We start from the raw sequence: 16,637 nt of genomic DNA, 5'->3' as shown, positions 1-16,637 counted from the left end.
GAGTCTTAGTGCTCTTTGACTTCCGGTATGACCGGGTTCAGTTTTGCCCACAGGAAAAATACTGCGGCGCAGCCCACCATCGCGAGACCAACCCAGAGGTTATAACCGGCATCTTTGGGCATACCGGTGCTGGGGTCGATACCTGGGTCGATGGCGAGGTAAGCGAAAACAAGGATGACGCCATAGATGCCGATGAGGGCGCCGATTACGTTTCGGATATCAAAGGCACTCGCTTTGATTGAACGTGGATGAGCCATTGTGCTGGTCCTTTACTGTGGTTTAAGCGAAGACGATATTAAGAACGATGACCATAGCCATGCATAGGGCACCCAGTGGAACTGTGCGCTTATACCAGGCCACACCTACCTCGGCAGCATCGCTCAAGTCCTCCTTAGGGGTTACCGAGCGTACGAAGCCCACCATCTCATGATCGGCTTTAGGTACCGTAAGAGCAGAGACAGCAATGGAGATGGCGATATCGACAGCGAAAGCTAGGGATGCGGCAACAAAGGCTGTGCCCTGACCCGGAAGATTGAACAGAGCCGCCTCTGAGCCGGAGAACGTGGCTAGAACCCAGTAAATAATGGCAGAAAGAGTACCGCAGACCAGGCCCACCCAGCCGGCGGTGGGGGTCATTCGCTTCCAGAACATACCGAGTATGAAGGTGGCAAAGAGCGGAGCGTTGAAGAACCCAAAGAGAGTCTGGAGATAATCCATCACGTTGCCGAAGTTCTGCGCGATCAGGGCGGTGAAAATCGCGATTACTGTTGCGGCTACAGTAGCAAGACGACCAAAGCCTAAATAATAACTATCCTCTCGGTCTTTGACTACGTATGTTTGCCAAATATCGTAGGAGATCACGGTGTTGAACGCGGAAATATTGGCAGCCATTCCAGCCATAAATGCGGCCAAGAGACCAGCGAGAGCCACCCCGAGTAGACCGCTAGGGAGGAGATCGCGCATGAGGTACAACATGGCATCATTTGGCTTGGCACTGCCGTCCATAATGGGGGCTACTGTAGCACCGGCAATCATGCCGGGGATGACCACTATGAAGGGCACGAACATCTTGGGGAAGGCGCCGATAATCGGAGTCCGTCGCGCTGCGGACAAGGAATCTGCTGCCATGGAGCGCTGTACTTCAACGAAGTTGGTAGTCCAATAACCGAAAGACAGCACGAAGCCGAGGCCAAAAACCAGCCCAATCACGGAAATAATTGGATTATCAAAACCCGAGATATCGGTGCCAGGCCAGGTGTGGAAGTGGCTTTCCTCTGCCACTCTCTCTTTCAATCCCGACCATCCGCCAACATTGTGCAGGCCGATAATAGTCAGCGGCAGCAGCGCAGCAATGATCACGAAGAATTGCAAGACCTCGTTATAGATAGCAGCAGAAAGACCACCGAGAGTGATATAAGAGAGCACAATAACCGCGGCAATGATGAGGGTCAGCCATAGTGGCCACCCGAGTAGGGAGTTAACCACCTTTGCCAGCAGGAGCAGGTTGATACCAGCGATCAAAAGTTGGGCAACGGCAAAAGAGATAGCGTTAACAAGGTGCGCTCCGGGGCCAAAACGCCGCAGCATAAACTCGGGTACTGAGCGTACTTTCGATCCGTAGTAGAAGGGCATCATCACGATGCCGAGGAAGACCATGGCGGGGATGGCGCCGATCCAGAAATAGTGCATCGTTTGGAATCCGTACTGCACACCGTTGGCTGACATACCCACAATCTCCACGGCACCTAAGTTCGCAGAAATGAACGCGAGGCCAGTCACCCATGCGGGCAGGGAACGTCCGGAGAGAAAGAAGTCAATCGAACTTGAAACTTTTGAGCGAGCCGCCCAGCCGATTCCGAGAACGAATGCAAAATAGAGTGCCACAAGCGCATAATCGACCCATGAAGCATCAAGTTTCAGCGCAGATTCAGCCATGGGCATGGCTGCCTCCTTTAAAGAGTAGGAACGAAGGAAGGACAAAGCCGCAGCCTGGGTGGAATATTGTCAGACTGGGCGGTTTTATTAAGTTGTTGTACGTTGGTAGGCGCCTATACTCACACTGACTTTTTTCACCTCATTCGGGGCGATGGTCATAAGGTCGGTGCCGGAACGTAAAGCATCGGGCGGGCATGTCATTGGCTCCACAGCCACTGCTCGCCCTACCCCTGGGAAGCCGCAGCCACGAGCAGGGTCTGGGGTGAAAACCTGCATCCAGGAAATTGACTCGTCGCCTGTAATCCTCACTCCACGTCCGCTCCGGGGGTCGATGAGAGTTGCCTCATTAACTCCAGGCCCGAAGCAATGGTCAAAGAATACTCCTTCAAGTGGCATCCCCTCTCCTAGCATCTCGAGCTGGTGTGTCGTAACAGTGCCTTCGTTCTCCAGAGTGTGCAGTGGAGAGACAGGGCCGGCTGGGAGATTCCGGGAAGTTTCGAGTGGGAGATACGATGAAACCGAGTGAAGAGCCAATAGACTTCGATCTACCGGCGCCCCTTGGGCACATATATACGGGTGGAAACCGAACCCAAAAGGCATGGCAGTATCTGATGTATTGTGGGCCTGGAAATCTAGACTCAGGCCGGTTTCAGCTCCAAGTGACCACACCACGGTATAGGTCACTGCCCACGGCCACCCGGGATGTGGTTGATCTCGAAGGCGTAGGGTTGCGGAGTGTGGAGAGAGGCTAATAACCTCGAATTCTTGGCGACGAATAAATCCATGAATCGCATTGTGGCGGGCCGCCTCGCTGCGCTCGAGTTCAAAGGTGCGCCCAGCACATATGAAGCGCCCGTCCGCGGTCCGGTTGGGCCAGGGGGCCAAGAGTTGGTGGGCACCTAAGGGAGCTGGCTCGCCTGGGTTATAAGACTGAATGAGTGGTCGCCCGCGATAACTGAGCTCGCGCAGACCGGCGCCCCTACAGGTTATGACAGCGCGGTAGTCCGATGCCTCCAGTACGAGCTCCTGAAAATTCTTACCCATAACGGTAGCCTTTCGAGTTATTACCGCTCCACACACATGGTGATCATCATCCAAAAGTTATATTAGCTTTTAGATAAAGAGTTGTTAACGATTATCGCCATAAAAGATGAGGTCCTTTAGTTGAATAAGTACACACCTGATGTGTAAGCGTTGTGTTTTATTCGACATCGCAGTTGCAGCGTGAACTAATTCACATTATCTTTACCCCCACTTGGGCAAAGCCAATAGGATGCACAAGCATGCAGTTCGCGCGTCCCTTATATCGTGCGCGATGTCGGATTCGGGGACCACCTAGGTAGGCTTGTCTTGCTTGGGGTCCTATATCTCTGCGCCAACTCCGTGCCTACTCTGCGCCCCATGTAATTAGGGATAGCCTTAGATATCTGATTATGCACGGAGTCTACTACCCTGTACTGGTATTCACGCTAAGCGGTTGGTCTACACCTGCTCGCGCCCGGTAACAGCAGATGCCTTTACCAGAGGGAGCACATCAGAATCTGACCAAAGTCCTCGGTAATTTTTTCTAGCTATCCGCTTGCTCTGCCCCGTGATTTTAATACCCGGTACTGATGGGAAACCGGCGTAGATTTCTCATCAAAACCATCGGTGGGATAAAAAAATTAAATAGGTTCGAGCGCCTGACATGGCGTGAGCTCCGCTGAGCTCGACAACGCTACTCCCTTGAAGCGTGATGGAGCGTTATCAGTGCCCTAAAAATCACAACGACCACCACACCCCAGTATGTGGGGGGTGGTGGCTCATAACGGAGTTTCTGCTTAGCTTTCTTCCTCGTGACTAACTAGGCCTAAGGAAATCTTGCCGCGGTTATCGATATCGAGGATTTCAACCTCGATTTTCTCGCCCACGTTTACGACATCTTCGACTTTACTAATGCGCTTGCCATTCCCGAGCTTCGAAATATGTACTAGACCGTCGCGACCAGGTACCAAGGAAACAAACGCACCAAAAGCAGTAGTCTTGACCACGGTACCAAGGAATTGCTCGCCTACCTTAGGCAACTGCGGATTAGCGATGGCATTAATGCGCTCGATGGCAGCATCTGCAGCTTTGCCGCCGGTTGCGGAAACATAGACGGTTCCATCGTCTTCGATGGAAATATCGGCACCAGTCGCCTCGGTGATTTCATTGATGGTCTTACCCTTCGGCCCGATCACCTCACCGATCTTTGACACAGGAACCTTAACCGAGGTGATTCGCGGAGCGTATTCACTCATAGCATCGGGTCCATCAATGACCTCAGCCATTGTATCCAAGATATACAGACGAGCATCGCGAGCTTGAGATAGGGCTGCTGCGAGTACCTCAGAGGGGATACCGTCGAGCTTGGTATCGAGCTGCAAGGCGGTGATGAAATCTGCTGTACCGGCAACCTTAAAGTCCATATCGCCAAAGGCATCCTCAGCACCCAAGATATCGGTCAGCGCCACATAGGCGGTCTCCCCATCGACCTCATCGGAAACTAGGCCCATAGCAATACCCGCAACGGGAGCCTTCAGTGGCACCCCGGCATTATAAAGCGAAAGCGTTGAGGCGCATACCGAGCCCATCGAGGTAGAACCATTGGAGCCTAAGGCTTCGGAAACTTGACGAATCGTGTACGGGAATTCTTCCCGGGACGGGATCACTGGAATAAGCGCACGCTCAGCAAGAGCACCGTGACCTATTTCGCGGCGTTTCGGTGAACCCACACGGCCAGTTTCACCCACCGAATATGGCGGGAAGTTGTAATGGTGGAAATATGTCTTCGACGTTGTTGGCGACAGCGAATCAATCTGTTGCGCCATCTTGAGCATATCAAGCGTGGTCACACCCATGATCTGAGTTTCTCCTCGCTCAAAGAGCGAGGAGCCATGTGCCCGCGGAATGAGATCTACTTCTACGCCCAGGTCGCGCACATCGGTGACACCACGGCCATCGATACGAAAGTGATCGGTGAGGATCATGCGACGCACAACCTTCTTCATCACAGCGTTATATGCGGCACGGATTTCCTTAGCAGCGGTCTCCTCGCTTCTCTCGTCCGTAGTAAAACGCTTGACCAGTTGGGCCTCGACGTGCTCCATATATTCATTGGTGGCATCATCGCGCTCTTGCTTTGCCTTGATAGTGAGTAGGGAGCCCAGTTTTTTGGTTGCCTGCTTCTCCACCGCGGCGAAAATATCATCTGAATAGGGAGGGAAGAGAGGAAACTCTTGGGTCTCCTTTGCAGCTCGCTCGGCAAGACCAAGCTGGGCTCGGCAGAGCACCTCGATAAAAGGCTTGGCTGCTTCCAAACCTGCCGCTACAACATCTTCCGTTGGAGCTGGTTTGCCATCCTTGATCTTGTCTACAACGGACTCGGTGGCCCCCGCTTCCACCATCATAATGGCGACGTCTTCGACGGTCTTCCTTCCCTGCCGCTTAGTAATGATGCGGCCAGCCACAACGAGCTCGAACAGAGCCTCCTGATGCTGGGCGTGAGTGGGGAAAGCAATCCACTGCCCCTTGGGGTGTTTCTCATCTGCGACAAGCGCCATGCGCACGCCGCCTACAGGACCAGATACGGGTAGTCCCGAGAGCTGGGTTGCAGCGGAGGCGCCGTTGATGGCTACGACGTCGTACATATCTTCTGGATCGACTGATAAAACGGTCACCACGACCTGCACTTCGTTGCGCAGCCCCTTCACAAAGGTAGGGCGCAAAGGACGGTCGATAAGACGGCACGCGAGGATCGCTTCGGTGGAGGGGCGGCCTTCACGGCGGAAGAAGGAACCTGGGATGCGTCCCGCGGCGTACATCCGTTCTTCAACATCGACGGTCAGGGGGAAGAAGTCAAAGTTTTCGCGGGGCTGCGAGGATGCTGTCACCGTTGACAGCAGCATATTATCGTCGTCGAGATAGGTAGTAACAGAACCACCCGCTTGGCGGGCTAGTTGCCCGGTTTCGAAGCGGATGGTTCGGGTTCCAAAATCGCCGTTATCGATGGTGGCTATTGCTTCGGTAATGCCAACTTCGGGATCCTCAGTAAAAGTAACTAATTTTTTTGCACTGCTCATGCACGTTCTCCTCTTTATTGTGCGTGCTTTTCGACGATCATCGGTGCCGTCTTTCTACCATGATTTATATCTTCGGTATTTTTGTTTTCGGATATCCAAAAAACGCAACAAGAACGACTTTAACACAACTTCACCCAGTCTTTAGCCCCAAACAAAAATCCCTCCCACAAGGGGAGGGATTCTTTTTTCTTAGAGCTTAACGACGCAGACCCAAACGAGCGATGAGATCGCGGTAACGGTCAACGTTATTGGCTGCCAGATACTTCAGAAGACCACGACGACGACCCACCATCAAGAGCAGACCACGACGAGAGTGGTGGTCATGTTTGTGGGACTTGAGGTGTTCGGTCAAGGTATTGATGCGGTGAGTGAGCAAGGCAACCTGTGCCTCGGTCGAACCGGTATCAGTCTCGTGCAAACCAAACTCAGCGAGAATGGCCTTCTTCTGCTCTGCATTAAGAGCCATGGGGTTACTCCTTGAAATTTCCAGTCCACATTAAACGTCATCACCGCCTTATAAACGGTGGTTTTTCAAACTGCTGTGAACCACAGTAAGAGAAACTTCAACGACTATAGCACGAGCGTTGACTTTTCGTGCACTTAGCTCGCAGCGAGTGTGGTGTAATGCATAAAGAGCTGCTTAAAACGCTGCACATCCACCCCGAGGGCTACCTTGACATTTTTCCTGTGATTCCCCAAACGTGTGGTGTCGCCCGTGGTCCGCCCACGCAGCGGTTCCGCTGTGTCGACCATGAGGTTCATGTTGTGATAGACAGCAAGATCCGGGTTGAGTGCAATAGCCACAGCAAGCGGATCGTGGAGCCCACACCCACCAAGCGTGGGATCAAATTCGGCATAGGCATCGATATAGTATTCTGCGAGTGCGGTAATAAATTCCGCCCGTGAATTCTCAAGCTCCCGCCAGATCGCGAGATCATCGGGAGTCAATAGCGTTTGTAAGGTGATGTCGAGCCCCACCATGGTGATATCTTCGACTTCACGAAGCACTCGATCAGCGGCCTCGGGATCCTGATGGATATTCGCCTCTGCCCACGGCTTCACGTTGCCCGGTACGGTTAGTGCCCCTCCCATGAAGACAATATGAGCCTTATGTGCAAAGGTGGGATCTTTCGCTATTGCCGTAGCAATGGTGGTCAAGGGCCCGGTGGGAATAATAACGAGATCATCGCCGAAGGTATGCACAGAGGTGATCAGGAAATCTGCGGCATCTCGGTTCTCTCCACTTTTATGCGGTTCAGGGATTATCATATTTGCAATCCCATTTGCCCCATGAATAAACGACGAGATTTCAAGGACTCTAAAATCTGAAGCACCAAGAGCCTTAGGCGGGCCGGCATAGACTTTGATATCGGAGCGTTTAAAGAGTTGTGTCACCGCTAGATTATTGCGCACGCTGGTGGCAATATCGACGTTCCCGTAGGTGGAGGTGATCCCGACGAGTTCGACCTCGGGATGGGCCGCGCAGTAGCCGAGGGTATAAGCGATTGCCAGCGCGTCGTCGATGCCTGTATCGAGGTCAAGAATGATCTTGGTGTACATGTCACTCTCCGATCAGTAAATGTCCTCGCCTAGCCTTATGAGGAATGGTTGAGTATATCTAAGGTATGTGCCACGTCCTTGTCAATGGTGGCAACTAGTTCATCGATGCCGCTGAACGTTTCCATGTCACGAACGAAATCTACGAATTCCACTACCACGGTATGTCCGTACAGATCGGCATCGCGCCCAATAACAAAACTCTCAACACTGCGGCGTTTATCGCCGAATGTGGGGTTGTGGCCCACCGAGATCGCTGCTGGGTAGCGAGTATTATGCTCCATATCCCCATCTATTGGGGCTTCGGAGATCACTCGTAACCATCCGGCATATACGGCGTCTTTTGGCAAGGCTACCGAATCAGGAAAGTACAGGTTGGCGGTGGGATAGCCCAATTCTCTTCCGCCGCGTCCAGCGCCGCGGACCACTTCGCCACACACCTCGAACTCGCGACCCAAAGCGTGGTTAGCTAGGCGAATCTCACCGCAACTGAGATACCGACGGATCGAAGTGGAACATATGGTCTCCCCGTCGTCGCCAAGGAGATCCTTAATATAAATCTCAACCCCGTACTTTTTGCCTAAGTCCTGCAATATTTTCGTGGTGCCCTCGGCATTGTGACCAAAGGTGAAGTTTTCACCCACGACTACAGCGCGGGCGTGTAAGGAATTGACGAGAACCTCTGTGAAAAAATCCTCAGGGCTCAATTGCGCTTTGTCTACGCTGAAGGTCATCGCGAGGATGAAGTCTATTCCCTCCTGAGCCGCCAACTCAGCTCGCCTTTCCACGCTAGCTAGCAGCGGAGGCATTCGGTCCGGGCGCAGGATTGCCAGCGGGTGTGGGTCGAAAGTGAGAAGGATACTGGGTACCTCGAGCTCATCTGCTCGTTTAACGGCGGCATCGAGTAGCGTCTTGTGACCTCGGTGCATGCCGTCGAAGACGCCGATACTCACCACACTAGATGTGAGATCTGCCGGTATATTGTCGAGTCCACGCCATATATTCACGCCGCTTAGTTTACGGGAAAATGGGCGAAAGGTGATAGCAGCTCATAGACTTGGGATTTATGACTGACATGCCCTCTTCCCTACTCGACCGTTCTGGCCTCGTTATCGTGGATAAGCCTGCTGGGCTGAGCTCTCACGATGTAGTGGCGCGCGTCCGTCGCGCCTTTCATACACGCGCAGTCGGTCATGCCGGGACGCTCGACCCGATGGCTACTGGTGTCTTAGTTTTAGGGGTTGAGCGCGGCACTAAATTTTTAGCACATTTAGTCCATGCCACAAAGACTTATGAGGCGATAATCCGCCTTGGATCGGCAACGACCACCGATGATGCCGAAGGTGAGGAAATCTCACGGGCTAGCGCAGCTGAGCTTGCTGAGGTGAGTGTGGAAACGATCAACGCTGCCATCGGACCATTTCGTGGCGATATCATGCAGCGCCCAGCCCGAGTTTCAGCTGTTAAAATCGACGGCAAGAGAGCCTATCAGCGAGTCCGTGATGGCGAGGATATAGAGATTCCTGCTCGGCCAGTAACAATTTTCTCCTACTCTGTCTCAGATATTCGCCCTCACAGCGATCATATTGACGTAGATATTCGGGTGCAGTGCTCTTCAGGGACTTATATCCGTTCTCTGGCACGCGATTTGGGAGAGGCTCTAGGCATCGGCGGTCATCTTATTTATCTGCGCCGTACCGTGCTCGGCCACTTTTCTCTGGAGGACGCTCAAACCCTTGAGGAACTCGAGAAGGCACCACAACTATCCATGAGCCTAGACCAAGCCCTCCCCCATTGCTACCCTGTTCTCGATATTACTGCAGACCAAGCTCGGGATCTGTCGATGGGCAAATGGCTCCAACCAGTGGCGCAGGAGGGGCCATTTGCCGCGGTAGACCCAGATGGCCGAGCTATTGCCCTCGTTAAACAGCAGGGCAAGAGGCTGGCCAGCATCTTCGTGGCACGACCCAACACTTTGAACTAGGCGCTCTCGCTCAGCACCGCAGTTGCCGCAATAATATAGCCATCTGCAATCATCCACCGTCCCTCGATAAAAGGGACGGGGGTGGGCCGGACCAGAAGGTAGGAGACGAAGTTTCCATCTAGGCGAATATCGATTTCGGCCTGTTCGAAACCGAGCCATCGATGGGTCAGTGGGAACCACGCTTTATACGTGGCTTCTTTGGCACAGAACAGCAAGCGATCTGCACACGTGATACCTTGTTTGCGTAATTGCTCGAGTTGGGCGAGTTCCCCTCGCCGGGCAATCGACCCCAGGATCCCCTCTGGTAAATGCTCAGCTATCTCTGCATCGAGTCCCATTGAGCGCACCCGCGATCGTGGTGCCACCACCGCAGCTCGCAGACCGTCGGTATGAGTGAGGGAGCCGGAAACTGCCTCTGGCCATACCGGCATTCCGCGTTCTCCACGCACAATGGGGTGCCCTGATTCGCACCCGAGTGCCCGTAAGGCTTGGTGGGCACAAAAGCGACCGTCGCCAAACTCGGCCTTTCGTTTATCAACCGCATGGTGCACCGCTGCTTGTTCCGTGGGGTGCAATTGCTTGAAATGCCGAAGATCAACGGATTGAGGATCCACTTTGAGGACATGGAAGCGAGCGGACTCAGGGAATAAATTAGCCTCTACCATGCGCTATGATGCCTCCACGACTGGGTAGGGCCACTGTCGACTATTGATAGTGGCTTGCCACTCTCGCGGATAGCCCAAAGAGACCTCGAGGTGATTGATACCCTCCACCTTTAGGCACCCAGGATTGTGGAGGTGACCATACACTACCGCTTCGGCCTGATATCGTTGCGCCCAGGTACGCGTATGACGAGTTCCGCACCAGAGGCCGATCTCTTTATATGTGAGCTGGTTCACCGGCTCTACCACGAGCGGCCAGTGATTAACCAAAATAGTGGGGCCGGAGATTCTACTCAACCGTTTGACCGAGTACGCGAGCCTGTCCCAGCACCACGCGCGAATATCGACAAAGGGAGCTATAGCGAATTCGTCGGTTAGCATAATGCCCTTATCGCGAGCGGCTTGCACTGCTTGCTCGACGCTAAGATCGGGTTGCCTAAAGGAGTAGTCATAGAGCGTAAATAACGGCACAACCGTACGGCCGTGGAATACAGGATACGGATCTTCAGGGGTTAGGACATCAATTTGCCGGCAACGTCGCACTAATTCTTCGTATTTCGCCCGGCCCAGAAAGGTATCGCCGGTGCGCATAAATAACTCGTGGTTGCCTGGTACCCAGATTACTGTGGAAAATGTGCGGCGTAGCTTGCCAAGAATTTTAATGACCACTTCGGTGCGCTCAGCCACATCGCCAGCGACAATCAACCAATCGGACGGATCACGAGCCTTGATGGATTCGATCATCTCCCGGTTGTGCTTAACCGCTCCATGCAAGTCGGCGACCGCCCACAGCGTTTGGGTCATATTCACTCCTTCGAAGTGGGTACGCAGAAGCTGGAACGCACTATCTTTCAGTATAGGTTGCGTAGTTGGAAGCGAGGGCCCGGCTGGCCCATTTCATGGAATAGAAGCGCCCCACAACGCTGAAGAATCGGATCATCATAAAAGCGAGAATCCCCCACCAGACCCCTTGCAGGCCTAAGCCAAAGTAGTTGGCAATCCACACTCCCGGCAGGAATCCGCCGAGGACACCGATAAGCGTCGTAGTTCGCAGGTATGCCGCATCGGCTGCGCCCAATAAAACTCCGTCAAGGGCGAATACCACACCAGCTACGATAATCATAAATACGAGCTGCCACCATGGGCCCGCGATCTCTTTAAGAACCGACTGATCGGTGGTAAACAGAGGAGGAACCATCCGGTAACTGGCTGCGAGCACTGCCGCGAGCAGCACAGAAAATCCCAGAGAATAGAGCAAAATTCGCTGACCTACTTGCCTAGCAGCCTTCAAACTCTGCGCCCCTAACGCTGCACCCACGAGGGTCTGGGCAGCAATAGCCAGAGAATCGAGGAGCAGGCTAAAGAAATTCCACAGTTGAAGAAGTACCTGGTGCGCGCCCAAAGCTTGCGCACTGATGCGTCCAGCTACCGCGGCTGCAGACAAAAAAGCCACCTGGAAGGCGAGAGAACGAACAATGAGATCTCGACCCAGAATTAACTGATCCTTAATGATCCGCGCGTCGGGAGCCCAGCTCCCCTTATGCATAAGCACCAGGGCTCCTACAAACAGACCAGCCATAATGGCTTCGGCAGCCAGAGTCGCCCACGCCGACCCGACGATTCCGTAGCGGTGAACCAATACCAGAATGAGAACCGCGCCTGGACCTAGGCCCAGCAGCGTGAAAATGAGCGGTAGCTTCGTATTTTGAATCCCGCGCAGCCAGCCGTTACCCGCCATGGAACATAGCACCATAGGGATCGCGAAAGAAGTGATTCGCAACCAGGTGGTCGCGAGCTCGCTTACCTCTGAATTAGCGGAGATCCACAGGCTAAACCATGGAGCCCCGAACCACATAATCAGTGCGAGCACGATTCCCACGGCGATCCCCACCCAAGTTGCCTGTACCCCTTCGGCGATAGCGCTGCTTCGATCCCCCGCTCCGAAATATCGTGCAGAACGGGCAGTGGTTCCATAAGAAAGAAAAGTCAGCTGCGTGGTCACAATAGAGAACAACGTCGTTCCTGTTGCTAAAGCCGCTAAGAACTCTCCTCCTCCAAACCGTCCGACTGCTGCAGTATCGAGTAGCAGGAAGAGCGGAGTAGCAATGAGGACGCCAAGGGCAGGAAGCGCCAGCGCGAGAATTGATCGAGCACTAGGCAACTCATACGTATCCGGGTGGGACTGCTCAGTAATCATCGAATTATTCATAGCCTATCGGCTGCGAGCGCCTAGCTCTAGTTCTTGTAGGGATTCTCGTCGCCAGCGGGCCGGGCATTCTTCCGCAACTCCGCCAATTCTGCATCGCGCTCACGAGCCCGCGCTAAGAGATCCTCCATGCGGGCAGAGGTCTCCGGGACGGTATCGAGTTCGAATTTCAGGGTAGGTGTAAAACGCACTGAGAGCGCTTCACCTACTATCTTGCGTAGTGAACCACGAGCTTTTTCCAGCCCTTCAGCGGCTCGTTCGTGGTCTGCTGGCTGGTCGATGCTAGCTCCACGCACGGTGTAGTAGAGAGTCGCATCGTGGAGGTCACCGGTTACTCGAGCGTCGGTGATCGTAACAAATTCCAAACGCGGATCTTTGATCTCCCGTTCGATGGCGGTAGCAACAATTTGTAGGATCCTTTTTGCCAGACGCTGTGCGCGAGAATTATCTGCCATGAAAACTCACTCCTTGAATAATATTTTTTTCCCGAGGTGCGGGGGCGCTCACTTTTCGGTGCACCTGAACCTCTCTTAAATAGTATCGGTTTAGTGCTCAATTAACGATCCGAGGCGAGAAAGCTATATAGCGCAGAAAAATCCCGCTGTGAGAGGGATATTCTTCTCACAGCGGGATAGTCAGCCTATTTATCGCGAGGTACTTCGACCTTCTCGTAGGCTTCGATTATGTCGCCCACCTCGATATTCGGGTAGCTGAGCACCATACCGCACTCATAACCTGCAGCCACCTCGGTCACGTCGTCTTTTTCTCGACGTAACGAGCTGATTGTGGCATCACTGGTTACTACGTTGCCATCTCGGATCAAGCGGATCGATGCACCACGGCGCATCTTGCCATCTTCGACCTTGCAGCCCGCGATAAGGCCGACAGAGGAGGCCTTAAAGATGGCGCGAATTTCAGCGCGTCCGACATCGCGGTCTTCGTAGACCGGCTTGAGCATGCCGCGCAGAGCGGACTCAACTTCCTCAATCGCGCGGTAGATAACCGTGTAGTAGCGGATATCTACACCCTCAGCGTTTGCTTCCTCGGTTGCCTTACCTTCGGAACGCACGTTGAAGGCGATGATGACGGCATCGGAAGCGGCAGCAAGCGATACGTTGGTCTGGGTTACTGCACCCACGCCGCGGTCGATGATATTGAGCTCGACTTCGTCGTCCATATCGATCTGTAGGAGGGCTTCCTCCAAAGCTTCCACCGAACCGGCGTTATCGCCCTTAAGGATGAGGTTGAGCGTGGAGTGCTCGCGCAATACTGCATCCAGATCCTCGAGAGAAACGCGCTTGCGAGTCTTCGCAGCCAATGCGTTGCGCTTGCGGGCATTTCGCTGATTTGCAATCTGGCGAGCGACGCGATCATCCTCAACAACCAGTAGGTTATCACCAGCGCCTGGAACTCCGTTGAGGCCCTGTACCTGGACTGGACGCGATGGACCAGCTTCCTCCACGTCATTGCCGTGCTCGTCGACCATGCGGCGAACACGACCATATGCGTCGCCGGCTACGATCGAATCGCCGACGCGCAGGGTGCCTCGCTGCACAATTACGGTGGCCACCGGGCCACGGCCGCGATCCAGGTGTGCTTCAATAGCAACGCCTTGGGCATCCATCTCGGGGTTAGCACGCAGATCCAATGAAGCATCCGCGGTGAGCAGAACCGATTCGAGGAGGTTATCGATATTGATATTTTCCTTAGCGGAAATATCAACGAACATGGTGTCGCCACCATATTCCTCCGGGATCAGTCCATATTCGGAAAGTTGACCACGGATACGATCAGGAGAAGCCCCCGGCTTATCAATCTTGTTCACAGCCACAACTACTGGCACATCTGCTGCCTTGGCATGGTTGATCGCCTCGATGGTCTGGGGCATCACTCCGTCATCTGCGGCCACCACGAGTACGGCGATATCAGTGGATTTGGCACCACGGGCACGCATGGCGGTGAAGGCCTCGTGTCCTGGCGTATCTAGGAAGGTGATCTTTCGATCGCGGCCCTCGATATCAACCTGAACCTGGTAGGCACCGATCCCCTGGGTGATTCCACCTGCCTCGCCGGAACCGACGTTAGCCTTCCTGATGGTATCCAGTAGTCGAGTTTTACCATGGTCGACGTGGCCCATTACGGTCACAACTGGAGGCCTAAATTCTAGATCGTCTTCGGTTCCGGCGTCTTCGCCAAACTGCAGATCGAAGGTCTCCAGTAGCTCACGATCTTCATCTTCTGGGGAAACGACCTCAACGACGTAGTTCATTTCTTCGCCCAAAAGCTGGAGGGTTTCCTCGGAAACGGAAGCCGTGGCTGTTACCATCTCGCCCAAGTTGAACAGTGCTTGCACCAATGCCGATGCATCGGTATCAATCTTGTCAGCAAAGTCGGAGAGAGAAGCTCCGCGAGCGAGCCGCACGGTAGCGCCAGCGCCATTGGGCAGCGCGACGCCACCAATGACATTTGGCACCTGCATGGACTCGTACTCGTTACGCTTCTGCCGTTTCGACTTGCGTCCGCGGCGAGGGGCGCCACCTGGGCGTCCGAAAGCACCCGCGGTTCCTCCGCGTCGACCACCGCGACCTGCGCCGCCTGGTCGATTCGGTCCAAAGCCGCCGCCCTGATTATTGCCACCTCGGCCACCTCGACCCCCAGAAGCTGCGCGCTCTGGCATAGCTCCTGGTGATGGATGGTTCGGCATCATAGCTGGCGAAGGACGACGTCCTCCTCCTTGACGCTCTTGGTTATTCGGACGATCTTGTCCGCCTGGGCGCTGACGATCACCTTGAGGGCGATTGCCACCCTGACCTCCGCGAGCACCGCGAGCTGGGCGGTCGCCGGTGGATCCTCCTGGGCGCGGACCGGGGCGCCCTCCTGGACGCGGACCTGGTCGGTCTTGGCCTCCGGTAGAGAATGGGTTATTTGCCACTCGACGTGCGCCTGGCTTTGGAGCAGGCTTCGCTTGTGGCTTTGGCATTGTCCCTGGGGTGGGTCCCGCTGGCTTAGCAGCTGGAGCAGGCTTATCAGAGCTTGCACTAGCAGGCTCTGAGAAAGTTGGGCTTGCCGGCTTGGCAGTTTGGGCTGCTGGATTGACAGGCTTCGCTACTTGCTCAGTGGGCTTCGCTTTGGGTGCAGCTGGTTTTGCTTTTTGCTCCACAGGTTTCGCAGGGGTGGCGGCAGGCGCACTTGGCTTGGGAGAAGCCGGTTTTGCAGTCTGAGCTGCTGGCTGAGCGGCTGGAGCGGCTGGCTTTGCGACCTGAGCTGCGGGTTTAGCCGCTTGGGCTGCAGGTTTAGCAGGCTTTGCTGCGGGTTTGGTAGTCTGCTCAGCTTTTTGGGTATCAGCTTGAGGTTTTTCTGCGGCGGCAGGTGCAGCTTCCGCCTGCGCGGCATAATGCGCCTTCATGCGCTTGACTACCGGTGGTTCTATGGTTGAGGAAGCAGTTTTGACAAACTCGCCTTTATCTCTGAGTGTGGCAAGTAACTCCTTGCTGGTGATACCGAGCTGTTTAGCGAGCTCATGTACACGTAATTTTCCGGGCACTTTTCTCCTTGTGTTATGGATAGAAAACAAGCAGATAGCCTGAAGTCCTGGAAAATACCCGCGGAGTACAGCCTATATGCAGTTTTCTAGCCGAATGTCATTGACGTTCATCGCTGATGCTTCATGATGTGCTCATCAGTGTTCGGTCTCTTTCTATTTCCTTGGTGTGTTCGTGGCTCGCCTGAATATGTTGGCGCAACGAACGGGTATCGAGTGGTCCCGACACGCGCAGCGACCGGGTAAACGCCCGCTGTTTTTCCGCTAATTCCACTGCTTCAAGATTTGGGGTAATCCAACATCCACGACCTGGAAGCCGGCGGTGCGGATCGGGCACGAGTGCATCTTTATTCGAACTGAGAACAACGCGCAAAAGCGTGCTGTCATGAGCCCGGGTACGGAAGGCGATACAGGTGCGAATACGGATAGTCGGTGCATTAGCGCCGTCGCCTGGCGACGACTGCATAAAGCTCGAGCTCACGTACTATTCCTTATCTTCGACCTTCACAGGCCACTCGCACTATTGATTCCAATATCAAGTCTGCGTAGTTTAAGCGGTAGCGTTTGATCTTTTTCCGCGCTTAGATATTATCGACATCTTGATAATACTGGCAGTAAAAATGAAACAGCTCTGCGTGACTGCAAATTCCAC

At 54.2% G+C, this 16,637-nt stretch carries 14 protein-coding genes; 1 reads left to right on the top strand and 13 read right to left on the bottom strand.

Annotated elements, in window-relative coordinates; all coding sequences use genetic code 11:
* Positions 1 to 5 precede the first annotated feature (5 nt).
* The 7 genes from NXT01_RS00815 to NXT01_RS00785 form a co-directional block, all read right to left on the bottom strand.
* Positions 6 to 257, bottom strand: coding sequence for a cell wall anchor protein (locus NXT01_RS00815; protein WP_259076387.1), 252 nt, complete (start codon positions 255 to 257; stop codon positions 6 to 8).
* Between the two features lie 22 nt (positions 258 to 279).
* Positions 280 to 1,941: a sodium:solute symporter family protein gene (locus NXT01_RS00810; protein ID WP_259076385.1), complete on the bottom strand. Its 1,662-nt coding sequence runs from the start codon at positions 1,939 to 1,941 to the stop codon at positions 280 to 282.
* Positions 1,942 to 2,022: 81 nt separating this feature from the next.
* Positions 2,023 to 2,979 (bottom strand): aldose 1-epimerase family protein, encoded by a 957-nt coding sequence (locus NXT01_RS00805; RefSeq protein ID WP_259076383.1) that lies wholly within the window; start codon positions 2,977 to 2,979, stop codon positions 2,023 to 2,025.
* 776 nt (positions 2,980 to 3,755) lie between these two features.
* Entirely contained in the window at positions 3,756 to 6,035 is a 2,280-nt protein-coding gene (locus NXT01_RS00800) for a polyribonucleotide nucleotidyltransferase (protein ID WP_259076373.1), read from the bottom strand.
* 196 nt (positions 6,036 to 6,231) lie between these two features.
* A complete protein-coding gene (gene rpsO / locus NXT01_RS00795) occupies positions 6,232 to 6,501 on the bottom strand; it encodes a 30S ribosomal protein S15 (RefSeq protein WP_259076371.1) in 270 nt (89 codons plus the stop codon).
* A 134-nt stretch (positions 6,502 to 6,635) separates the two neighbouring features.
* The gene (locus NXT01_RS00790) at positions 6,636 to 7,595 is read right to left on the bottom strand and encodes a nucleoside hydrolase (RefSeq protein ID WP_259076369.1); all 960 of its coding nucleotides are present in this window, start codon (positions 7,593 to 7,595) and stop codon (positions 6,636 to 6,638) included.
* Between the two features lie 35 nt (positions 7,596 to 7,630).
* Positions 7,631 to 8,599, bottom strand: a complete 969-nt coding sequence (locus NXT01_RS00785; protein WP_259076367.1) for a bifunctional riboflavin kinase/FAD synthetase — start codon at positions 8,597 to 8,599, stop codon at positions 7,631 to 7,633.
* 68 nt (positions 8,600 to 8,667) lie between these two features.
* On the opposite strand from NXT01_RS00785, the gene truB reads away from it, so the two are divergent.
* Complete coding sequence (truB, locus tag NXT01_RS00780) at positions 8,668 to 9,576, top strand: tRNA pseudouridine(55) synthase TruB (protein ID WP_396124699.1); 909 nt, start codon at positions 8,668 to 8,670, stop codon at positions 9,574 to 9,576.
* Here truB and NXT01_RS00775 read toward each other — a convergent pair.
* From NXT01_RS00775 to NXT01_RS00750, 6 genes are all read right to left on the bottom strand, one after another.
* Positions 9,573 to 10,241: a 4'-phosphopantetheinyl transferase gene (locus NXT01_RS00775; protein ID WP_259076351.1), complete on the bottom strand. Its 669-nt coding sequence runs from the start codon at positions 10,239 to 10,241 to the stop codon at positions 9,573 to 9,575. The two genes, truB and NXT01_RS00775, sit on opposite strands and share 4 nt — an antisense overlap.
* Positions 10,242 to 10,244: 3 nt before the next feature.
* Entirely contained in the window at positions 10,245 to 11,042 is a 798-nt protein-coding gene (locus tag NXT01_RS00770) for a metallophosphoesterase (protein WP_259076349.1), read from the bottom strand.
* A 40-nt stretch (positions 11,043 to 11,082) separates the two neighbouring features.
* Entirely contained in the window at positions 11,083 to 12,447 is a 1,365-nt protein-coding gene (locus NXT01_RS00765) for an MATE family efflux transporter (RefSeq protein WP_259076347.1), read from the bottom strand.
* Positions 12,448 to 12,473: 26 nt separating this feature from the next.
* Complete coding sequence (rbfA, locus tag NXT01_RS00760; protein WP_259076344.1) at positions 12,474 to 12,899, bottom strand: 30S ribosome-binding factor RbfA; 426 nt, start codon at positions 12,897 to 12,899, stop codon at positions 12,474 to 12,476.
* Between the two features lie 185 nt (positions 12,900 to 13,084).
* On the bottom strand, positions 13,085 to 15,988 hold the full coding sequence (gene infB / locus NXT01_RS00755) for a translation initiation factor IF-2 (protein WP_259076342.1): 2,904 nt from the start codon (positions 15,986 to 15,988) through the stop codon (positions 13,085 to 13,087).
* A 121-nt stretch (positions 15,989 to 16,109) separates the two neighbouring features.
* Positions 16,110 to 16,466, bottom strand: coding sequence for a YlxR family protein (locus tag NXT01_RS00750; RefSeq protein ID WP_259076340.1), 357 nt, complete (start codon positions 16,464 to 16,466; stop codon positions 16,110 to 16,112).
* Positions 16,467 to 16,637 lie beyond the last annotated feature (171 nt).

Source organism: Corynebacterium sp. ES2775-CONJ, from assembly GCF_024814515.1.
Taxonomy (GTDB): domain Bacteria; phylum Actinomycetota; class Actinomycetes; order Mycobacteriales; family Mycobacteriaceae; genus Corynebacterium.
This window is presented reverse-complemented; position numbering and strand designations above follow the sequence as displayed.